Source organism: Arthrobacter oryzae, assembly GCF_030812315.1.
Taxonomy (GTDB): domain Bacteria; phylum Actinomycetota; class Actinomycetes; order Actinomycetales; family Micrococcaceae; genus Arthrobacter; species Arthrobacter oryzae_B.
The window spans coordinates 354,852-374,640 of the sequence record NZ_JAUSSM010000004.1 but is presented as its reverse complement, the minus strand read 5'-3'; the positions used below and the strand labels follow the sequence as shown (position 1 = coordinate 374,640).

At 65.5% G+C, this 19,789-nt stretch carries 20 protein-coding genes and 1 tRNA gene; 11 read left to right on the top strand and 10 right to left on the bottom strand.

Annotated features, from left to right (window positions below; genetic code table 11):
* Nucleotides 1-8: 8 nt before the first annotated feature.
* The 3 genes from J2S97_RS10930 to J2S97_RS10920 form a co-directional block, all read right to left on the bottom strand.
* Nucleotides 9-413 carry an NUDIX hydrolase gene (locus J2S97_RS10930; RefSeq protein ID WP_307049246.1) on the bottom strand — a complete coding sequence of 135 codons (405 nt, stop codon included), beginning with the start codon at nucleotides 411-413 and terminating at the stop codon, nucleotides 9-11.
* Nucleotides 414-415: 2 nt separating this feature from the next.
* Entirely contained in the window at nucleotides 416-958 is a 543-nt protein-coding gene (locus J2S97_RS10925; RefSeq protein ID WP_307049244.1) for a DUF6314 family protein, read from the bottom strand.
* A gap of 1 nt (nucleotide 959) precedes the next feature.
* A tRNA-Arg gene (locus J2S97_RS10920) sits at nucleotides 960-1,032 on the bottom strand.
* Nucleotides 1,033-1,118: 86 nt separating this feature from the next.
* Here J2S97_RS10920 and J2S97_RS10915 point away from each other — a divergent pair.
* Nucleotides 1,119-1,925, top strand: a complete 807-nt coding sequence (locus J2S97_RS10915; RefSeq protein WP_307049242.1) for a DUF998 domain-containing protein — start codon at nucleotides 1,119-1,121, stop codon at nucleotides 1,923-1,925.
* A 23-nt stretch (nucleotides 1,926-1,948) separates the two neighbouring features.
* On the opposite strand, the gene J2S97_RS10910 is transcribed toward J2S97_RS10915, so the two are convergent.
* From J2S97_RS10910 to J2S97_RS10895, 4 genes are all read right to left on the bottom strand, one after another.
* Nucleotides 1,949-2,362, bottom strand: coding sequence for a hypothetical protein (locus J2S97_RS10910; protein WP_307049240.1), 414 nt, complete (start codon nucleotides 2,360-2,362; stop codon nucleotides 1,949-1,951).
* Between the two features lie 2 nt (nucleotides 2,363-2,364).
* Nucleotides 2,365-3,840 carry a PGAP1-like alpha/beta domain-containing protein gene (locus tag J2S97_RS10905; RefSeq protein ID WP_307049238.1) on the bottom strand — a complete coding sequence of 492 codons (1,476 nt, stop codon included), beginning with the start codon at nucleotides 3,838-3,840 and terminating at the stop codon, nucleotides 2,365-2,367.
* Nucleotides 3,841-3,842: 2 nt separating this feature from the next.
* Entirely contained in the window at nucleotides 3,843-4,691 is an 849-nt protein-coding gene (locus tag J2S97_RS10900) for a hypothetical protein (RefSeq protein ID WP_307049237.1), read from the bottom strand.
* 134 nt (nucleotides 4,692-4,825) lie between these two features.
* On the bottom strand, nucleotides 4,826-5,452 hold the full coding sequence (locus J2S97_RS10895; RefSeq protein ID WP_307049235.1) for a hypothetical protein: 627 nt from the start codon (nucleotides 5,450-5,452) through the stop codon (nucleotides 4,826-4,828).
* Between the two features lie 77 nt (nucleotides 5,453-5,529).
* Here J2S97_RS10895 and J2S97_RS10890 point away from each other — a divergent pair, with 77 nt between their 5' ends.
* The 5 genes from J2S97_RS10890 to sucD all read left to right on the top strand — a co-directional run bounded on the left by J2S97_RS10890 (nucleotide 5,530) and on the right by sucD (nucleotide 11,988).
* Nucleotides 5,530-6,378 (top strand): inositol monophosphatase family protein, encoded by an 849-nt coding sequence (locus J2S97_RS10890; protein WP_307049233.1) that lies wholly within the window; start codon nucleotides 5,530-5,532, stop codon nucleotides 6,376-6,378.
* 84 nt (nucleotides 6,379-6,462) lie between these two features.
* Entirely contained in the window at nucleotides 6,463-8,958 is a 2,496-nt protein-coding gene (pcrA, locus tag J2S97_RS10885; RefSeq protein WP_373460545.1) for a DNA helicase PcrA, read from the top strand.
* Between the two features lie 14 nt (nucleotides 8,959-8,972).
* Entirely contained in the window at nucleotides 8,973-9,680 is a 708-nt protein-coding gene (locus tag J2S97_RS10880) for a hypothetical protein (protein ID WP_307049229.1), read from the top strand.
* Nucleotides 9,681-9,904: 224 nt separating this feature from the next.
* Nucleotides 9,905-11,074: an ADP-forming succinate--CoA ligase subunit beta gene (sucC, locus tag J2S97_RS10875; protein WP_307049227.1), complete on the top strand. Its 1,170-nt coding sequence runs from the start codon at nucleotides 9,905-9,907 to the stop codon at nucleotides 11,072-11,074.
* A gap of 11 nt (nucleotides 11,075-11,085) precedes the next feature.
* Nucleotides 11,086-11,988, top strand: a complete 903-nt coding sequence (gene sucD / locus J2S97_RS10870; protein ID WP_307049225.1) for a succinate--CoA ligase subunit alpha — start codon at nucleotides 11,086-11,088, stop codon at nucleotides 11,986-11,988.
* Nucleotides 11,989-12,083: 95 nt separating this feature from the next.
* Here sucD and J2S97_RS10865 read toward each other — a convergent pair whose 3' ends face one another.
* Genes J2S97_RS10865 through J2S97_RS10855 form a run of 3 tightly spaced genes read right to left on the bottom strand, consistent with a single transcriptional unit; the run spans nucleotide 12,084 to nucleotide 13,446 of the window.
* The gene (locus J2S97_RS10865; RefSeq protein WP_307049224.1) at nucleotides 12,084-12,581 is read right to left on the bottom strand and encodes an SRPBCC family protein; all 498 of its coding nucleotides are present in this window, start codon (nucleotides 12,579-12,581) and stop codon (nucleotides 12,084-12,086) included.
* Entirely contained in the window at nucleotides 12,578-13,087 is a 510-nt protein-coding gene (locus tag J2S97_RS10860) for an SRPBCC family protein (RefSeq protein ID WP_307049222.1), read from the bottom strand. Before J2S97_RS10860 ends, J2S97_RS10865 begins: the two co-directional genes overlap by 4 nt.
* Nucleotides 13,084-13,446, bottom strand: coding sequence for an ArsR/SmtB family transcription factor (locus J2S97_RS10855; RefSeq protein WP_307049373.1), 363 nt, complete (start codon nucleotides 13,444-13,446; stop codon nucleotides 13,084-13,086). The genes J2S97_RS10860 and J2S97_RS10855 overlap by 4 nt, the downstream gene beginning before the upstream one ends.
* A 172-nt stretch (nucleotides 13,447-13,618) precedes the next feature.
* Between J2S97_RS10855 and J2S97_RS10850 the strand changes: the two genes are divergently transcribed.
* The 5 genes from J2S97_RS10850 (at nucleotide 13,619) to J2S97_RS10830 (ending at nucleotide 19,709) form a co-directional block, all read left to right on the top strand.
* Nucleotides 13,619-14,023, top strand: a complete 405-nt coding sequence (locus J2S97_RS10850) for a tautomerase family protein (protein WP_307049221.1) — start codon at nucleotides 13,619-13,621, stop codon at nucleotides 14,021-14,023.
* A 208-nt stretch (nucleotides 14,024-14,231) separates the two neighbouring features.
* Nucleotides 14,232-15,233: a 5-dehydro-2-deoxygluconokinase gene (gene iolC, locus J2S97_RS10845; RefSeq protein ID WP_307049219.1), complete on the top strand. Its 1,002-nt coding sequence runs from the start codon at nucleotides 14,232-14,234 to the stop codon at nucleotides 15,231-15,233.
* Nucleotides 15,230-16,180, top strand: coding sequence for a Cgl0159 family (beta/alpha)8-fold protein (locus J2S97_RS10840; protein WP_307049217.1), 951 nt, complete (start codon nucleotides 15,230-15,232; stop codon nucleotides 16,178-16,180). Before iolC ends, J2S97_RS10840 begins: the two co-directional genes overlap by 4 nt.
* 44 nt (nucleotides 16,181-16,224) lie before the next feature.
* Nucleotides 16,225-18,153 carry a 3D-(3,5/4)-trihydroxycyclohexane-1,2-dione acylhydrolase (decyclizing) gene (iolD, locus tag J2S97_RS10835; RefSeq protein WP_307049371.1) on the top strand — a complete coding sequence of 643 codons (1,929 nt, stop codon included), beginning with the start codon at nucleotides 16,225-16,227 and terminating at the stop codon, nucleotides 18,151-18,153.
* Between the two features lie 44 nt (nucleotides 18,154-18,197).
* Nucleotides 18,198-19,709 carry a CoA-acylating methylmalonate-semialdehyde dehydrogenase gene (locus J2S97_RS10830; protein ID WP_307049216.1) on the top strand — a complete coding sequence of 504 codons (1,512 nt, stop codon included), beginning with the start codon at nucleotides 18,198-18,200 and terminating at the stop codon, nucleotides 19,707-19,709.
* Nucleotides 19,710-19,789: the final 80 nt, after the last annotated feature.

Genomic DNA, 19,789 nt, shown 5'->3' with positions numbered 1-19,789 from the left:
CTGGCCCTTTAGGCCCGTCCTGCCGCCAAGGCGGGCAGGATGTGGTCCGTTAGCAGGGGCGCAAGGTCCGCCGGCAGTTCGGCGGCAAGGTCCAGCCAGCGGATTTCGGCGATCTCCGCGGAGGGGTGCGCGCTCCAGGTGCCCGGTGCGGTAAACACCGTTGCCTCGATATCCGTGGCGGCCTCGTTGGCGGCGTCGGCAAGCCAGACGCCCATGCGCAAAAGGTCTTCGGGGGCTACGTCGATGCCCACTTCCTCCAGCAGTTCACGTGAGGCGGCCTGGGCTGCTGATTCGCCGGGTTCGGGCTTGCCGCCGGGGTGCATGAACTTGTCCGTGCCGCGCTTGCGGACGGTCAGCAGCCGGCCGGCCTCGTCATAGACGCAGACGGCGGACACAACAATTCGGTCTTTCACGGCTACGACCCTAGCCCATTCGGGCCTGGCCCGGTCGGACCTGCCCCGTTAGGGCCCAGCCGGCGCAGTACGGATTCCAGGAGCTGGTCCTTCCGGGGCCCGTGAACGTCCCAGGCGTAGCTGAACTCGTCCGGCCCGCGGAGTGCGTAGGTGACGCGGTAGGTGTCCGGGTCACACCAGTGCTCATCCTGGCTGGACTCATCCCGGAAGCTCATCCGGTGGAACGGCCGTCCGTCGGGGAACATCATGTCCATGGCATCGGGGACGGCGGTGGGATGCAGGACGTAGTCGCGGCTCGCGGGGCCGGTGAACCTGTCGCCGGCCGGAGTAGGCCAGTGCATGGTGCCCTCTTCATGGAAGGCGAGGCCGCCGTCGTCGTTCGGGGAAAAGCGGACGACGCCGGTGAAGGTTCCCCGGGCGTCGGAGCTGCGGTCCCACAGGGTGCGCTCCACGGACCAGCTGCCCAGCAGGTAGGCGCGCAGATCGAATTCCTGCGGCTGGTGTACCGCAGGGTCCCGTGCTGCATTCTGCGGCTGGAAGTTCAAGTGCCCTCGATTGGAATCGAACCAACGACACCGGCTTTAGGAGAGCCGTGCTCTATCCACTGAGCTACGAGGGCGGGCGACCGAACCGGTTGGCACCAGGCCGTCCTGTTCGGGCACGGATACAAGCATACAAGGTACCAGCGCGTACTACGCTCTTGGCATGACTGCAGCAACACCAGCAACGTTGTCCCGGGCCGGATTCCTCCCGAACATCGCCTCCACCAGGGAGTATTTCGGCGCGTGGGCGAAGCTCAGTGTCCTGCAGTATTTCGTGGCCGAAGCCGCTGTGATCGGTGCATGGGCGGGACCGGAGCAGTACAGCCGCAGAACCGGATTCATCAGCGACCTCGGCGCCATTCACTGTGGAATCCACGAGGAGAGGAATGTCTGCTCGCCCCTGCATGCGCTGATGAATGCCTCGTTCGTGTTGCAGGGATTGGGAATGTTGCTGGGGGCGCTGCTCCTCAGCTCGGCGCTGTTGTGCATCGCCGCCCGGCCCGGCGTCCGCATCCCCGTCGCGCCGGCCCGCCGTTCCCCGTGGTTCGCAGCTGTCGGCGCCAAGGTTCTGACCTTCGCCGCGGGCACCGGGACCATCATCGTGGGAGTGGTCCCCGAGGACGCCGGATTCTTCGCCGTGCACCTTGCCGGCGCCCTGATGTTCTTCATCGGGGGAGCCCTCGCACTGCTGCTGCTGGGTGCGCTCTGGCTGCGGCAATCGCCACTCGGCTGGTTCATCCTGGCGTGCGGGGCAACCTCATTCGTGGCACTGGGCCTTGGCGGCGCCACCGGGATGGACGTGCCCGAGCCGGGGACCTTGGAGCGGTTCATGGGTTATCCCGTCACCATCGGCCTGGCCGCTGTGGGCCTGGTCATAGGCCAGCGGGTGCGCCAGGAACTGAAGGCCCGGAAGGCTGCGCTGGGCGCCGCTGCTGCACGGGGCGCCGCGGGGGCGGGCGGCACGCGGTGAGGCCGTGCCGACCGTCCCGCCGGCTACTCGGAAAAGAACTCGCGGTAACGAACCAGCGAGCTTGACCCGGAATATCCGAGCTCGCCCGGCTCCGCCGACACGGAGTCGTCCGGGGAGAAAATACTGACGCCAAACGTACCGGATTCAAGATCCTTGATGCTGTCCAGGAGAGCAGGGATCGCGGTCCTGAGGATCTCCGTGAGCTCGGACTTGTCATCGGTATCCCCGACGAGCTTCACGACGATGAAGTTTCCCGACGTGTTGGCGTTTGCATTGACGCTGACGGACTTGATCCCCGGAACGGACATGGCTGCGTCCCTCAACGAAGACTCCAGGCGGTCAGCCCGTGATGCCCCGCCGAAAACGCACCCTGAGAGCGCAATGGCCACCGCACCCAAGATGAGTGCTCGGGTGATGATTCTACGGAAGCTGCGCATACTCACTGCTTTCGGGACAAATTGGACGCGGTGGATGTTACTTGGCCGGGATCCGTGGTGGTGAATTTTTGTGTTGACGCCTTTTGACTGTACTCGGCGATCTGACCGCCCGCCTCGTTTGCAGCGGCGGACTCCACGTACTTGCCGCCATCGTGGTAATTCATATTCGCGATACCGGGGTCGCCGGCAGGGTTGGGCAGCGTGATCTTAGTGGCCGCATTGTCCTGAGTAGCGGATATCCGGCCGTCAGGCGCCACGGCGGCGTCACCCAAATCCACCTTCGGTACGGGATCTCCAGCGTGCTGCAGGGCAAGGACGTCGATGTCGGCAGGGATCGGCGTCGAATCTATCGGTGAGCCAAAGGTCACGACATTCGTGACGTTGAATCTCTCGGTGAATTCGGGATTCGACGCCAGGGAAACTGCGATCATTCCGCCCTGCGAGTGCCCGGACAGCATGACAGGGGCGCCGGGCGGAATGCCTGCTTTTTCCATCGCCAACCGGACCGCTTCGGCAGCGGTGGAGAGGTTCCCGCCTGCGAGCTCCAGGTTCCCGGTGAGGTCCGTCGGGTTGTTCGCCCCGTCCGGCCACCAACGGGTGGTACCGGGAATACTGATGATGTACGCGTCAGGCTCGCCGGGCTTGTGGACCGCGGTGATGCGGACGCTCGTGTCCGGCGTCCCCGGCTGGCCCTGGTCACTGTACGCGGCGATGGTGCTGTCCATGATGGCGCTGACTGTCGACGGGACCGGAGTGTTCAGGCGGACGCCTTCGTCGGCTGCGCCCGGGTCGCCCACGCCCACGGGAATCGGATCACCGGCGACAGGACGCCCGTCGTCGAACAGGTGCGGGTTATAGGCTCCCAAGGTCCTGATGGTGATGCCCAGGGTGGCGGCCGCAGCGCCCAGCAACACAGTGTTGGAGCCGAACTCGGTAATGGAAGGCGGTTCCCCTGTGGTCAACCAGCGCCAGCCCATGTCGCCGAAATTGCCGAGACGGTCATGAAGGTTTGCGTGGGCGTCCATCAGGTTCCCGATGCCGGGCGGAGCAACGTCCTGAAAAAGGTTCCAGCCCGCCCTGGCTGAATCTTCCACGGTGCTGATGAAACCGCCGGCACCGTCCCAGAGATCCCCGGCTCCGCCTGCGATGCTATCGTTCAGCCGGTCGAACAATGAGGCGGCGCCCGCGTGCCCTGGCTGTCCGGCCTCCAGGCCCCGTGTTTCGCTGGCAACAAGCTGCTCCTCGACGTTGCGCCTCACCGCGTTCGACGCCGCCTTGAGGGCATGCGCCGTACCGATCAGCTGCTGCCGGTGCCCCGTCCAGTCCTCCTGGAACTTTTGCCCGTCGGGCCCGTGCCAGGGTGTGGCCTTCACTAGGGGTGTGATGCTGCCGCTCAGTGCCAGGAGCCGCTCGCTGGCCCGGGCGAAGTCCTCGCTGAGGCGCCGGCCGGACTCAACGTCCATTCCATAAAGAGTCATCGTCAGGCCGCCTGCACCGCTGAGCTGGCAAGGAATTCGCGGGCACCGAGGATCCGCCACGCGAAATCACGGCCGACGTCGCCCGCCGGCACGTCGACGGCGGATAGGTTCCCTGTGCCCGGCTCAGTGCGCAGCGAGTAGAGCCGGTCCGCCAGCGCCCACACTGCCGCGCTGTAGCGGATCCGTCCGCTGCCGGGGTCCGACGCAGCCACCCCCAAATGCACGGTACAACGGGCATGTGCGATGGCGGCCGGTACACCGTCAGCGACTGGCTGCAAGGACGGAGGGAGGGCTGCGAGCGGAATGGTGGTGTGCTCGCCGTCGAAGCCGGAGGCGCCGGAGGGGGCGGCATGCAGTTCGGCCACGGCCGGCAGGCTACGGGCCGCTGCAGCCCAGGCGTCTTCCGCCCGGAAGAAGGAGATTTCGACGGCGTTCCTGACTTCTGCCACCTCAACGCCGAGCGTTGTGCGGCTGAGACGGCGCCGGTAGGACACCGCGATGCCGCGGCCGCCGGCGAGCCCCAGCTCGCAGTGCGAAGACTCCAGCCCGGCCCGGGACACGGTGGTGACCTTGATGGGAGCGAAAGCTGACGTCCAGACCGCCAGCACCCATTGCGCTGAAATGTTGCCTGCCGCATCCACAATCCCGGCCCTTGCCAGTTCGGCATCGACCATCCGGGTGTCCTCCGGGCTGGGTTCACCGACCGCCTCGACGGCCAAGACATCAGCGGCGCTGACGAAGCCGCCGGGTTCGGCTGCCAGGACGGCGGCCGCTTTGTGAACTGTCGTTGCCCAGGCGAGGCCGCTGATCTCAAAGATGTTGAGATGCGGATCGGACCGCACTTCCCCCATGATTCCCCCCAATGTTAAGTTGTCCGCCCCATTGGACAGCTGTCCGTCACGCTACGCGGTGTGAAACCAAAGCGGTATGGGGAGAGGTGCCCTGGGGCGTGGCGGGGTGTCACACCTGGCAGCCGGGAGCCTGCCTACTGCTGTTTCCCGGACTTCCGTCCCAGGAACACCGCGGCGCCGCCTGCCACCAGGCTCAGCACGAGCAATACCCAACCGGCAACGGTGAGGGCCGAGGCCAAGGCCACCTGGCCGCCGTCGGCCGTGGACGCCGACATCATGGAATCAACGGCGACGTTTCCCCACAGCCGGACGGCGGCGAAGAGGAGCGGGAGCGCCCAGAGAGCCCATCTCAGCGATTTGCGGGCAACATTGGTCCCGATCAGCAGAAGCCACGTGAAGCCGAAGATCAGCGGAAACAGGGTGCCTGCCGTCTTGTGGACGTAGTTGAGCTGGCCGCGGGCTTCCTCATTCATGGCCGCCCTCAGCTGGTCCACGAATGCCTGGTCAAAGCCGCCGATCAGCGAATCGGGCATGGGCAGGCCGCCGGACAGCTGTGTGAGCTGGTTCAGCGTCAGCAGATGCAGGTACCAGAACAGGAAAAGGCTGGCCACCACACCCGCTATGAGGATCACATTGCTGTTGTCCCGCGCCTTCTCCGGCGACCGCTGGGTGGTGGGGTTGATCACCGGCGGCAGATGGTGCTGGGGAACGGACGCGTTGGCGCCGTGCTTCTTGATCCGCTGAGCTGGGGTCTTGGCCATGGGTTCATTATCGCTGGTCCTGCTCACTGTTCCCTGTTGCTGTTCAGCTGCCGGTGGCCGCGGATAGGCTGGGACGCGTGACGGAACTTGGAAGACACAAACTTGGCAGGCACAGCGCGGCGGAACTGAACGCGGGACTGGACGACTACCAGCTGGCCGAGGCACTGGTCCGGGAAGCGGGCATGTTGGCACTCATGATGCGTCAGGGCGGCCTGGAAGGGCAGCAGAAGACCTCGATATCCGATGTTGTCACCGCTGCCGACCACGCCGCCGAAGCCTACGTCCTCGAGCAGCTGCGGCGCTGCCGCCCGGACGACGGCATCCTGGGGGAGGAAGGCGCCTCCGTGGACGGGAGCAGCGGCCGGACCTGGGTGATCGACCCCGTGGATGGTACCTACAACTTCCTGCACGGCTCCACCTACTGGTGCTCCGCGCTCGCCCTCAAGGACGCCGCCGGCACGGTTCTTGGGGCAATTTTCCAGCCCGAAGAGGACAAGCTCTGGCTGGGCGGAACCACCCGGCCCGCCACCCTGAACGGTGAACGGCTGGCCTCCTTCCAGGCGGACGGCGGCGCCCGGACGCTGAAGCCGCTGGCCGAACAGGGCGCCGCCACCTACATCCACCCCACGTGGCTCGCGGACCCGCTGTGCGCCATGCCCTGGCACTCCGCGGCCACCGCTGCCGCATCGCTGCGGATGTTCGGATCAGGGTCCTGCGACCTCAGCCGGGTGGCCGACGGCGAGCTCGACTGCTGGTTCCAGCACAGCTGCCCTGAATGGGACTGGCTTCCCGGCAAAGCCATTGTGCTTGCTGCCGGCGGCGCCGTCGACGTCGTCCGCGTCAACGGACTCGAGTGGTTCGTTGCGGGAGGCACGACGGCGGTCCGGCAGCTCCGTGCCGCCCTCGAGTCAGGCTCGGTGGAGTAAGGCCACTTCATTCGCTGCGGAGTGAAGCCGGCCGGCCCGGAAGTGAGTGTCGGCCCCACCGCCTAGACTTATAGCACCATGGATATGTTGTTTGACCCGTATGCTGACGGACCGTTCAAGGCTGCCCCGAAAGCGGCAGCACTCACCAAGTCGCGCCCCGCAGCCGGGGAAGATCCGGCGCGTTACGGGAACGGCGGGCCGGAATCCGAGGGGGAACGGTCACGTCCGAAGCTGCCCGGCGTGGACGAACTCCTGCAGGGCCTCAACCCCCAGCAGGAAGAAGCGGTCAAGTACGCCGGCAGCGCGCTGCTCATCGTGGCCGGAGCCGGATCCGGCAAGACACGCGTGCTCAGCAATCGGATCGCATACCTGATCGCCACCCGGCGGGCGCATCACGGTGAGATCCTGGCCATTACCTTCACCAACAAGGCCGCCGCGGAAATGCGGGAGCGCATCGAGGCGCTGGTGGGCGGCCGCGCCAAGATCATGTGGATTTCCACCTTCCACTCGTCCTGCGTGCGCATCCTCCGGCAGGAAGCCGCCAACGTTGGGCTCAAGTCCAATTTCTCCATCTATGACTCCGCGGACTCCCTGCGGCTTGTCACGCAGGTGTCCAAGAGCCTTGACCTGGACCCCAAGAAATTCGCACCCAAGGCCATCCAGCACAAGATCTCGGCGCTCAAGAACGAGCTCATCGACGCCGATTCCTACTCCTCCTCCGCCAACCATAACGATCCCTTCGAGTCTGCAGTGGCCGACGTCTTCAAGGGCTACACCCAGCGGCTGCGCCAGGCCAACGCCATGGACTTCGACGACCTCATCGCCGAAACCGTCTACATGTTCCGCGCCTTCCCGGCACTCGCCGAATCGTACCGCCGGCGCTTCCGGCACGTCCTGGTGGACGAATACCAGGACACCAACCACGCCCAGTACGCGCTGGTCCGCGAGATCGTGGGCGAGGGTCCAGGGGCTTCCGAACTCACCGTGGTGGGCGACTCGGACCAGTCCATCTACGCTTTCCGCGGCGCCGATATCCGCAACATCGTGGAGTTCGAAAAGGACTACCCGAACGCCCGCACCATCAAGCTGGAGCAGAACTACCGCTCCACCCAGAACATCCTCACGGCCGCCAACTCGGTGATTTCCCGAAACCCCAACCGACCCGAAAAGCGGCTCTGGACCGCCGAAGGCGAAGGCCACAAAATCATCGGCTACGTGGGCGAAAACGAACACGACGAAGCCCAGTTCATCGCCAAGGAAATCGACAGGCTGCAGGACGAGGACAACCTGCGCCCCGGAGACGTCGCCATTTTCTACCGCACCAACGCCCAGTCCCGCTCCATCGAAGACGTCCTGGTGCGCGTCGGCCTGCCGTACAAGGTGGTGGGCGGCACCCGCTTCTACGAGCGCAAGGAAATCAAGGACGCCCTCGCCTACTTGCGCGTCCTGGTAAACCCCGACGACGACGTCAACCTGCGCAGGGTCCTCAACGAACCCAAGCGCGGCATCGGCGACCGCGCCGAGGGCGCCGTGGCCGCACTGGCCGAACGCGAACGGACCTCGTTCATGGACGCCGCCCGCCGTGCTGACCAGGCCCCCGGGATGGCCACCCGCTCGGTCAACGCGGTGCTGGGCTTCGTGAAGCTCCTCGACGACCTTGCCGAGGTGGCAAGCGGCTCCGGTGCGGCTGCTGCCCTGGAAGCGGTCCTGGAGCAGACCGGGTATCTGGCAGGGCTGCGGTCCAGCACGGATCCCCAGGACGAGTCCAGGGTAGAGAACCTTGCGGAACTCGTCGCCGTAGTACGCGAATACGAACAGGAGAACCCAGAAGGTTCCCTGGGCGCCTTCCTGGAACAGGTGTCCCTCGTGGCGGACGCCGACCAGATCCCGGATGCCCCGGCGGGTACCGCCGACGAGCTGGCCGCCGCCGTGGCCGAAGCCAAACGGCTGGGCGTGGTGACGCTGATGACACTCCACACGGCCAAGGGCCTCGAGTTCCCGGTGGTCTTCCTCACCGGCATGGAGCACGGCCTCTTCCCGCACCAGCGTTCGGCCACCGACCCCAAGGAGCTCGCGGAGGAGCGCCGGCTGGCCTATGTGGGCCTGACCCGTGCCCGGAAGCGCCTGTATGTGACACGTTCAGAAGTCCGCAGCATGTGGGGCCAGAGCCAGTACAACCCGGCCAGCCAGTTCATCGAGGAGATTCCCGCGGAACTGGTGGAATGGCGGCGTGAAGGCACCTCCCGGCAGGTCAGCGGCTGGGGGAGCGGGGCCCCCATCGGGTCCAGCCGGTACGGCGGATCGTTCTGGGGCGCGGGCACGGCCCGCGGCAACGCGGCGAGCCCTTCCGCCGGGTTCAACGCCGATGTTCCTGCCGCCGTCGCCAAGAACCGTGTGCAGCCGCAAAAGGAAGTCGTTGCCGTCAGCGTCGGGGACCAGGTGAACCACACGAGCTTCGGCAACGGCACCGTCCTGGCAGTCGAAGGCGCGGGGGACAAGACCGTAGCAAAGGTTAAGTTCAGCGTCGGCGAAAAGCGCCTGCTGCTGAGGTACGCACCGCTGACCAAACTGGACGCCTAGCACTTACGGGCATAATGGGTGCCATGCGACGGACTGTACTGGGGATCCTGGCCGCCCTCATTCTGATGGCCTGCACAGCGTGCACCATCACCCAAAAGGACCCGGACTATGTGCCCCCACCGCCGCTACCCGTGCTTGAGCAGCTGAAACAGGCCCCCGTGGCGGACGCCGCCGGCTTCTCCGCAGGCGGGGACGTCCTCAGCTTCGTCACGGCGGACCGCAACACCGTCTGCTCCCTCACGTCGGCGCGCGGCGAGCACGTCAACCTGCCGTATGAACAGAACGCGTTCAGCGACGCCGGAAACAACAGGCTCGCCATCGTTCCGGTGGCGCACTGCGAGCTGGCCAGGTACCCCAAACCCGAAGCCGCGGATGTGGCGGATGACTGTGCCGGCACCGGCCTGGGCTACCTGGGCGGCGCAGCCCTGCTCACGCCGGACAAGGCGAGCTACGGGGAATGCCGCTCCGGAGTGACCCAGATGGAAGCCGAATTCGGGCCCAAAGGCAGCAAAGCGGGCCCCGTATCCCAGCTGCCCGTCCTGGAGGACGGCCAGAACCTTGAGCGGAACGGCCTGCGCTGCTCGGCCTACAACGGGGGCGTGGCCTGCGGAAACGTCTCAGCGGGGGTTGCCTTCTTCATTTCCCGGGACCATTACGAACTAGTTTCCGGCGGCAGTGAAAACGCCTCAGCCACGCCCTCGGAGGCGCCAAAAAGCCCGTAATCTAGGGGTTTTTCTACGCTCCATAGAATAGTGTCCTTACTCACATAACAGGTACTCTGGAACGGGCCGGTCCGCAGAAAGGACTAGAGTTCCGAGAGGAGCATTGCGCCGTGTGGCTCGTTTCCAAACCTGCCGCAGGGTGCGTTTATTCCGCAGCCCGGTAACCACGATTACGTGGGGTCCGGCTGTACAGAAACTACTTCGACGTAGAAGGACACTAAACCGTGGACCTGTTTGAATATCAGGCGCGCGATATGTTCGAGGCGCACGGTGTACCCGTGCTTGCTGGCATCGTGGCGCACACCCCTGAAGAAGCAAAGGCAGCTGCCGAGAAGATCGGCGGCGTAACTGTCGTCAAGGCACAGGTTAAGGTCGGTGGCCGAGGCAAGGCCGGCGGCGTTAAGGTCGCCAAGACCGCCGATGAGGCTCTGGAGCACTCCACCAACATCCTGGGCATGGACATCAAGGGCCACACGGTCAACAAGGTCATGATCGCCCAGGGCGCGGACATCGCCGAAGAATACTACTTCTCCGTCCTGCTGGACCGGGCCAACCGCAACTACCTGGCCATGTGCTCGGTTGAAGGCGGCATGGAAATCGAACAGCTCGCCGTCGAACGCCCCGAGGCGCTCGCCAAAATCGCCATCGATCCCGCTGTGGGCATCGACCAGGCCAAAGCCGATGAAATCGTTGCCGCTGCAGGCTTCGCTGAGGAACTGCGTGGCAAAGTCGCCGACGTAATCCTGAAGCTGTGGGACGTTTTCAAGAAGGAGGACGCAACCCTCGTTGAGGTCAACCCGCTGGTAAAGACCGGCGCCGGCGAGATCGTTGCCCTTGACGGCAAGGTCACCCTGGACGAGAACGCCGATTTCCGTCACCCCAAGCACGTACTCCTCGAAGACAAGGATGCTGCTGACCCGCTCGAGGCCAAGGCCAAGGCGCAGGACCTCAACTACGTCAAGCTGGACGGCGAAGTTGGCATCATCGGCAACGGCGCCGGCCTGGTCATGTCCACCCTTGACGTCGTTGCCTACGCCGGCGAAAACCACGGCAACGTCAAGCCCGCCAACTTCCTGGACATCGGCGGTGGAGCGTCCGCCGAGGTTATGGCTGCCGGTCTGGACGTCATCCTGGGCGACGAGCAGGTCAAATCCGTGTTCGTGAACGTCTTCGGCGGCATCACCGCCTGTGACGCTGTGGCAAAGGGCATCGTGGGTGCACTGGCTGAGCTGGGAAACTCCGCCAACAAGCCGCTTGTTGTCCGTCTCGACGGCAACAACGTCGAAGAGGGCCGCCGCATCCTGGCCGAGGCCAACCACCCGCTGGTTACCCTGGCCGCCACCATGGACGAGGGCGCCGACAAGGCCGCCGAGCTCGCCAACGCAGCTAAGTAAAGGGACGCACCATGTCTATCTATCTGAACAAGGACTCCAAGGTCATCGTCCAGGGCATCACCGGCGGCGAAGGCACCAAGCACACCGCCCTGATGCTCAAGGCCGGCACCAACGTCGTGGGCGGCGTCAACGCCCGCAAGGCCGGCACCACCGTCCTGCACGGCGATAACGAAATCACCGTCTTCGGCACCGTCAAGGAAGCCATCGCCGAGACCGGCGCCGACGTCTCCATCGTCTTCGTACCGCCGGCCTTCACCAAGGACGCCGTTGTTGAAGCCATCGAGGCCGGCATCGGCCTGGTCGTCGTCATCACCGAAGGCGTGCCGGTCCAGGACTCCGCTGAGTTCTGGGCACTGGCACAGTCCAAGGTCGACGCCAATGGCAAGCAGGTCACCCGCATCATCGGGCCGAACTGCCCCGGCATCATCACCCCCGGCGAAGCCCTCGTGGGCATCACCCCGGCAAACATCACGGGCAAAGGCCCCATCGGCCTCGTCTCCAAGTCAGGCACCCTGACCTACCAGATGATGTACGAGCTGCGCGACCTGGGCTTCTCCACCGCCATCGGCATCGGCGGCGACCCGGTCATCGGCACCACGCACATCGACGCCCTCGAAGCGTTCGAAGCCGACCCCGAGACCAAGGCGATCGTGATGATCGGCGAGATCGGTGGCGACGCCGAAGAGCGTGCCGCGGACTACATCAAGGCCCACGTCACCAAGCCGGTTGTCGGCTACGTGGCAGGCTTCACTGCTCCGGAAGGCAAGACCATGGGCCACGCCGGCGCCATCGTCTCGGGTTCCGCGGGCACGGCCCAGGCAAAGAAGGAAGCGCTTGAGGCTGCAGGCGTGAAGGTCGGCAAGACGCCGTCCGAGACCGCCAAGCTGCTGCGCGAGGTTTTCGCGACTCTCTAAGTCCGGCCCTCAAGGTACGAACTTTTCAAAGTACGACGGCGTCCGGCCGCCTTCCCCAGGGAAGGTAACCGGACGCCGTCGTTCTTTTTTGCTTATCAGTCCGTCCGCTGCTGCCTGACGTGCTGGCCGAGGATCCCGTCCAGCTGCTCATAGCCGGCGGCTATGCCGGCTTCCATGCCGTCAGCCAGGAACCTGGCGCGGGCTTCCACGCTGGGGTAGACGGACCTGCCGGTGAGTTTGCAGCGTCCATCCGGCAAATCCTCGAACGTTCCATACTCCAGCGTGACCACATCCGGGTACCCCTCGTACTCGAATGTCTGCAGCACGAACTCATTCTCGCGCACTGTGTGGAAGACGCCGCGGAACGCATGCTCGCGGCCGTCCCTGCCCTCCTGCACGAAGCGGTACGCTCCGCCGGGACGGCAGTCGAATTCGTCAATCCGCGTGGTCAGTTCCCGCGGTCCGATCCATTGCCGGAACAACCCGGGATCCACATGCGCGCGGAAGACCGCAGCCGCCGGGTAATCAAACTCCCGCTCGGAGTCCACAAACGGCAGATTCTCCGGGACCACGAGCCTCAGTGCGTTGCTCATGCCGTTTCCTTCCCGGCCTCCCGGCTGCCGGCAGCCCCGCCGAGGAGTTCATCGAGCCGCTCATAGCCCTCCGTCATGCCGCCCTCCATGCCGGACTGCGCCATGCCGTCGCGGGACGCCTGGCTCGGGTATACGGAGTGGCCCACGATGCGGCACCTGTCGCCGCCCACGTCCTCAAAGGTGAGGAACTCGATGCTGACAACGTCAGGGTAGCCGCCGAACTCGAAGGTCTGGACGGCGAACTCGTTTTCGCGGACAGTATGGAAGACGCCGCTAAATTTGTAGGCGACGCCGTCCGGTCCTGTGTGGATGTAGCTGTAGCCGCCGCCGGTGCGGAAATCGTAATGGTTGATTTCCATCTTGAGTCCCCGCGGGCCGAGCCACTGGACGATCAGGTCCGGGTCTTTGTGGGCGCGGAACACGTCCGCCACCGGGAAATCGAATTCACGCTCGTAGTCAATGAAGGGCTGCCCCTCAGGGATGCTGAGTTTCAGTTCGTTGCTCATGATGGGTCCTTTGCCTGTGTGCCGCTTGCGGCGGCCCTGGATTGGAGCACGGCATCGAGGCTGCGGAACTGCCCCTCGCGGACCAACCGGTACTGGTCAATCCATGCGGTGAGCGCCTCCAGCCGTGCGGGGTTCAGGTGGACGGGCCTGCGCTGGGCGTCACGCGTGCGGGTGACCAATTGCGCCTGCTCGAGGACCTGGATGTGCTTCGAGACCGCCTGTTTGGTGATCGCGAAGGGTTCCGCCAGTTCGTTTACGGTGGCCGGGCCCCGGCTGAGCCGGGAGATGATGCGACGGCGGACCGGATCGGCGAGGGCCAGGAAGGCCGCGTCAAGCAGTTCATCATCGCCCGTGTCCATGGCCTGCGAATCACTCCGCCCCTTAGTCAATCAATTGCTTTATCAACCTATTGGTTGTTTAAGGCTACTCCCGGCGTGTGCAGTCATGCAAGGGCTTATTTTTCGGCTGCGCCTTGTTGCCCGTGGGAATAGTTTGTTAGTATGTCAGGACAAACTATTTGAGGAGTCCCACATGCCGCTTGTGCGAATTGATGTTAACCAGGGCCGTAGCCCCGAGGCCCTGGGTCTGTTGAGTCGGGGGATCCACGACGCGATCCTTGCCGAGTACGGGATCCCGGAGCGCGACTATTTCCACGTTCTCACCGAACACCCCCAGGGGCAGATCTTTGCCCAAGACGCCGGGCTCGGGTTTGAGCGCACGCCGGACGTGGTCATGATCCAGATTTTCACGCAGGGCGGCCGTAGCCAGGAAGCCAAGCAGTCTCTCTTTGCGGCGATCGCCGGCCGGTTGGAAGCGCTGGGCGTGGCCGGTGAGGACGTGTTTATTGGGTACGTGGAGAACGGCGCCGGCGACTGGTCATTCGGCTTCGGGCGGGCCCAGTATGTCACCGGAGAACTGGCGGTTCCCCGCAAATAGCCCCGGTTTTAAGCACCCGCCGAACTGTTCTGCGGGTGCCAATTCAGCAGCCTATGCCAAGTTGTAAATATGTCAGTACAAACCTTTGACAGGACAATAATTCTAGGGCAAAGTAGTGGTTGTGGCCCCGCTCACGGGGGTCCGCCAGGAACCGGAGCTCTCTCTGTTCAGAGGTACAGAGTTCAAACCAGAAAGGTCCGCGATTACCGTGACCCACGAACTGCTCACGATCGGGCGCATCAGCGTTGATATCTACCCGAACGACATCGGGGTGGATCTGGAGGACGTCACGTCCTTCGGAAAGTACCTCGGTGGTTCACCTTCCAACGTGGCCGTCGCAGCCGCACGGCACGGCCGCCGTACCGGTGTGGTCACCCGTACGGGCGATGACGCTTTCGGCACGTACCTGCACCGTGAACTGCGCAAGTTCAACGTGGACGATACGTTCGTTACGGCGGTGAAGGAATGGCCCACCGCGGTCACGTTCTGTGCGATCAAGCCGCCGGAAGACTTCCCGCTCTACTTTTACGGGCGGTTCCCCACGGCCCCGGACCTGCAGATCAAGGCCGAAGAGCTGGACCTGGATGCCATCCGGGACGCGCGGATTTTCTGGTCCACGGTTACCGGCCTGTGCCAGGAGCCCAGCCGCGAGGCGCACATCAAAGCGCACGAAGCACGCCCGCACGCCGGCCTGAAGGAGGGCCAGTACACCATCCTCGACCTGGACTACCGACCCATGTTCTGGGCGTCGGAAGAGGAAGCCCGGGCGCAGGTCGCCAAGATTCTGCCGCATGTCACGGTGGCGATCGGCAACGACAAGGAATGTGCCGTCGCAGTGGGGGAGGGAACCCCGGATGAGCAGGCAGACCGGCTCCTGGCAGCCGGCGTTGAAATCGCCGTCGTCAAGCTCGGCCCCGAAGGCGTGATGGCCAAGACCCGCACGGAACGCGTGGTGTCCGCCCCCGTTCCGGTGGAGACCGTCAACGGCCTCGGCGCCGGTGATTCCTTTGGCGGAGCGTTCTGCCACGGACTGCTGTCCGGCTGGCCGTTGGCCCAGGTTTTGGATTACGCAAATGCCGCCGGTGCGATCGTCGCATCCCGCCTGTCCTGCGCCGACGCGATGCCGACGCCGGCCGAGGTCACCTCGCTGCTGGCCGAACGCGGCCGCCTGGTTCCCGGGCAGTTCGCCACCGAAGGAGCAGCACTGTGACCCTCACGCCCATCGCCTCGAACAATGCCCTCGACGACGACCCGCGCCGCTACGCGCACCTGAGCACCATCCGCCTGGAGGATCCGGATGCCGTTGCCCGCGCTGCCAAGGCGCGGCGCCGCCACCCCGGGCTTAAGTACGGCCGGCAGAACTTCATCGTCGCCGCAGACCACCCCGCCCGCGGTGCCCTCGCCGTCGGCAACGATCCCGTGGCCATGGCGGACCGGCGGCAGCTGCTGGACCGCCTCCAGATCGCGCTGGCCAACCCCGACGTGGACGGCGTGCTCGCCTCGCCGGACATCATGGACGACCTGCTACTGCTGGGCGCACTCGACGGCAAACTGATTTTCGGATCGATGAACCGCGGCGGGCTGGCCGGCCTGGTCAACGAATTCGATGACCGCTTCACTGGGCACACCGCCGCAGCCTTGGAAGCCCTGGGGGCCGACGGCGGCAAGATGCTGACGCGCATCTGCCTCGGCGACCCGGACACCGTTTCCTTGCTGGAAGCGACGGCCAAGGCCATCGACTCCCTCGCCGAACGCAAGCTGATCGCCATGGTGGAGCCCTTCCTGTCCGTCCGCGAGAACGGTAAGGTCCGCAACGACCTGTCCACCAACGCCGTCATCAAGTCCATCGCCATCGCCGAGGGCCTGGGTTCAACCAGCGCCTACACGTGGATGAAGCTGCCCGTGGTGGCCGGGATGGAGCGCGTCATGGCCGCCACCACCATGCCCACGGTGCTGCTGGGCGGAGACCCGGAAGGAACCCAGGACGAAGTCTTCGCCACCTGGGAAGCCGCCCTGGCCCTTCCCGGCGTGCAGGGCCTCACCGTCGGCCGGACCCTCCTGTATCCGCAGGACGGCGATGTTGCCGGCGCCGTGGCCACCGCGGCCTCCCTCCTTCACCACACCGCATCAGCCCACACCGCAGAAGTATCGGAGTAATTCCCATGGGGATCAGAACTGGCACAGCCGCCGGAACCCGTCGAATGACCGTGGCCCAGGCCGTGGTGGAATACCTTTCTAAGCAGTACACCGTTGATTCTGTCGGCGGGCTGGACTACCGGGAACGCCTGATCCCCGGAACGTTCGGCATCTTCGGGCACGGCAACGTTGCCGGTGTCGGCCAGGCCCTCAAGCAGTACCAGCAGCTGGATCCGGCGATCATGCCGTACTACCAGGGCCGCAATGAGCAGGCCCAGGCGCACCAGGCCGTGGGCTACGCACGCCACACCCGGCGCCGCCAGACGTTCGCCATCAGCACCTCGATCGGGCCGGGTTCCTCCAACCTGCTCACCGGGGCGGCGCTGGCCACCACCAACCGCCTGCCGGTGCTGCTGCTGCCGAGTGACACCTTTGCCACCCGCGCCGCGGACCCGGTCCTGCAGCAGCTCGAGCAGCCCTACGCCTACGACATCACCGTCAACGACGCCTTCCGGCCGCTGTCGAAGTTCTTCGACCGCGTCACCCGGCCCGAGCAGCTGTTCTCCGCGTTCCACCACGGCCTGCGCGTCCTGACGGACCCGGCCGAGACCGGCGCCGTGACCATCTCGCTGCCGCAGGATGTCCAGGCCGAGGCCTTCGACGTGCCCGGGGAGTTCCTGGCCGAACGCGAATGGCGCATCCGCCGTCCCGACGCCGAGGACGAGGACATCCGCCGTGCCGCCGAAGCCATCCGTGCCTCGAAGCGCCCGCTCATCATCGCGGGCGGCGGCGTCCTGTACGCCTACGCCAACGATGAGCTCGCGAAGTTCGTCGAGCTGACGGGCATCCCGGTGGGCAACACCCAGGCCGGGGTCGGTGTCCTGCCGTGGGACCACCGGTTCTCGCTCGGCGCGATCGGCTCCACCGGCACGACGGCGGCCAACGCCTTCGCTGCCGAGGCGGACCTGATCATCGGGATCGGCACGCGCTACGAGGACTTCACCACCGCGTCCCGGACCGCGTTCCAGAACCCGGACGTGAAGTTCATCAACATCAACGTCGCTCCGATCGACGCGTACAAGCACGGCACCTCGCTGCCCATTGTGGCCGATGCCCGCAAGGCACTGGTCAAGCTGAACCAGGCCCTGGGCGGCTACCGCGTCGGTGCCGACCTGGAACAGCAGGTCGCTGCCGAGAAGAGGCGCTGGGACGCCACCGTGGACGAAGCGTTCGACACCCGGTTCACCCCGTTGCCGGCCCAGAACGAAATCATCGGCGCCACGTCCCGGGCCATGGACGCGGCGGACGTCGTCATCTGCGCTGCCGGGTCCCTGCCCGGTGACCTGCACAAGATGTGGCGTGTCCGGGACCCCTTCGGCTACCACGTGGAATATGCCTACTCCTGCATGGGCTACGAAATCCCCGGCGGCCTCGGCGTCAAGCGCGCAGCGCTGGCGGAAGCCGCAGCGGGCGGTGCGCAGCGCGACGTCGTGGTCATGGTGGGGGACGGCTCCTACCTGATGATGCACACCGAACTGGTCACCGCCGTCGCCGAACGGATCAAGCTGATCGTGGTCCTCATCCAGAACCACGGCTACGCCTCGATCGGCTCGCTCTCCGAAATGCTGGGTTCGCAGCGGTTCGGCACCCAGTACCGGGCCCTGAACGAGGAGCAGCACAGCTTCGACGAAGGCGAAACCCTCCCGGTGGACCTGGCCCTGAACGCCGAGTCCCTCGGCGTAAAGGTGATCCGGATCGAACCGGGGGAGAAGGTCATCGCCGAACTCGAGCAGGCCATCCGTGACGCGAAGGCCGCCCCCGAGCGCGGCGGGCCCATCCTGATCCACGTTGAATCCGACCCCCTGCTGGACGCCCCGAGCTCCGAATCATGGTGGGACGTTCCCGTCTCCCAGGTCTCGGACCTCGACTCGACCCGGCAGGCCTTCACGACCTACACCGACCACAAGAACCGCCAGCGCAAGCTGCTCGGCTGATTTCCCAGACACACAGCCCCCCACAGACCAAGGAAGTCCATCACATGTCAACGACGACCGTCACCACCACCATCAACCACTTCATCAACGGCGCCGAGACCGCCGGCGAGGGTACCTGCACCCAGCCCGTCTACAACCCGGCCACCGGCGCCGTGTCCGCGGAGCTGCGGCTGGCCAACCGGGCGGACCTGGATGCCACCGTGGCCGCCGCCCGCGCCGCCGCCGATTCCTGGGGTGATATTTCCCTGGCCAAGCGCACCAACGTGCTGTTCAAGTTCCGCGAACTCGTCGCCTCCCACGTGGACGAACTCGCCGAACTGATCACCGCCGAACACGGCAAGGTCCTCTCCGATGCGAAGGGCGAGATCGGCCGCGGCCTTGAGGTCATCGAGTTCGCCTGCGGCATCCCGCAGCTGCTCAAGGGCGACTACTCGGACCAGGTCTCCACCGGCATCGACGTCTTCTCCTTCCGCGAGCCGCTCGGCGTCGTCGCCGGCATCACCCCGTTCAACTTCCCCGTGATGGTGCCGCTGTGGATGGCCCCGATGGCCATCGCCACCGGCAACGCCTTCATCCTCAAGCCCTCCGAGCGCGACCCCTCCGCCTCGATGCTGCTGGCCAAGCTGTGGAAGCAGGCCGGCCTGCCCGACGGTGTCTTCCAGGTCCTGCACGGCGACAAGGAAACCGTCGACGGGCTCCTGACCCACCCGGACGTGGACGGCATCTCCTTCGTCGGTTCCACCCCGATCGCCCAGTACGTCCACGAGACCGCCACCAAACACGGCAAGCGCGTCCAGGCCCTGGGCGGGGCGAAGAACCACGCCATCGTGATGCCCGACGCGGACCTCGACAACGCCGCGGACCACCTCGCCGCCGCAGCGTTCGGCTCCGCCGGCGAACGCTGCATGGCCATCTCCGTCGCCGTCGCCGTCGGCGACGCCGCCGAACTGCTGGTCAAGAAGGTCGAAGAGCGCGCCCTGGCCGTCAAGGTCAACAACGGCACCGCGCCCGACGCCGAAATGGGCCCGGTCATCACGCCCGCCTCCAAGGAACGCATCGTCAGGATCGTCACTGAGGCCGAAGCCGCGGGAGCGGCCATGGTGGTAGACGGCCGCGACCTGGTGGTCCCCGGCCACGAGGAAGGCTTCTGGGTCGGCCCCACCGTCCTGGACCACGTCAAGGCCGAAATGACCGCCTACACCGAGGAAATCTTCGGACCGGTCCTCGTCGTGGTCCGCGTGGAGGATCTGGAGGCAGGCATCAACCTGATCAACTCCAACCCCTACGGCAACGGCACCGCCATCTTCACCTCCTCCGGCGCGAACGCCCGCAAGTTCCAGCGCTCCGTGACCGTGGGCATGATCGGGATCAATGTGCCCCTCCCGGTTCCGGTGGCCTACCACTCCTTCGGCGGCTGGAAGGCCTCCCTGTTCGGTGACAAGCACATCTACGGCCCCGAAGGCGTCTCCTTCTACACCCGTGGCAAGGTAGTCACCTCCCGCTGGCCCGAACCCACCCACGCCTCGGGTGCCTCCTACAACTTCCCGTCCAACTAAGGCCCCGACCAACCACGATCGACTGCTCCGTAACTGCCGTTTTGACCGTCCAAAAGGGCACTTGCGGAGCAACCGATGAG

Coding starts and splice junctions, on each gene's coding strand:
- J2S97_RS10860 (WP_307049222.1), bottom strand. CDS start 13,087: ATGAGCAACGAACTGAAACTCAGCATCCCTGAGGGGCAGCCCTTCATT.
- iolD (WP_307049371.1), top strand. CDS start 16,225: ATGACCGTGGCCCAGGCCGTGGTGGAATACCTTTCTAAGCAGTACACC.
- pcrA (WP_373460545.1), top strand. CDS start 6,463: ATGTTGTTTGACCCGTATGCTGACGGACCGTTCAAGGCTGCCCCGAAA.
- J2S97_RS10900 (WP_307049237.1), bottom strand. CDS start 4,691: ATGGGGGAAGTGCGGTCCGATCCGCATCTCAACATCTTTGAGATCAGC.
- J2S97_RS10905 (WP_307049238.1), bottom strand. CDS start 3,840: ATGACTCTTTATGGAATGGACGTTGAGTCCGGCCGGCGCCTCAGCGAG.
- sucD (WP_307049225.1), top strand. CDS start 11,086: ATGTCTATCTATCTGAACAAGGACTCCAAGGTCATCGTCCAGGGCATC.
- J2S97_RS10850 (WP_307049221.1), top strand. CDS start 13,619: ATGCCGCTTGTGCGAATTGATGTTAACCAGGGCCGTAGCCCCGAGGCC.
- J2S97_RS10910 (WP_307049240.1), bottom strand. CDS start 2,362: ATGCGCAGCTTCCGTAGAATCATCACCCGAGCACTCATCTTGGGTGCG.
- J2S97_RS10880 (WP_307049229.1), top strand. CDS start 8,973: ATGGGTGCCATGCGACGGACTGTACTGGGGATCCTGGCCGCCCTCATT.
- J2S97_RS10915 (WP_307049242.1), top strand. CDS start 1,119: ATGACTGCAGCAACACCAGCAACGTTGTCCCGGGCCGGATTCCTCCCG.
- J2S97_RS10895 (WP_307049235.1), bottom strand. CDS start 5,452: ATGGCCAAGACCCCAGCTCAGCGGATCAAGAAGCACGGCGCCAACGCG.
- J2S97_RS10830 (WP_307049216.1), top strand. CDS start 18,198: ATGTCAACGACGACCGTCACCACCACCATCAACCACTTCATCAACGGC.
- J2S97_RS10865 (WP_307049224.1), bottom strand. CDS start 12,581: ATGAGCAACGCACTGAGGCTCGTGGTCCCGGAGAATCTGCCGTTTGTG.
- J2S97_RS10855 (WP_307049373.1), bottom strand. CDS start 13,446: ATGGACACGGGCGATGATGAACTGCTTGACGCGGCCTTCCTGGCCCTC.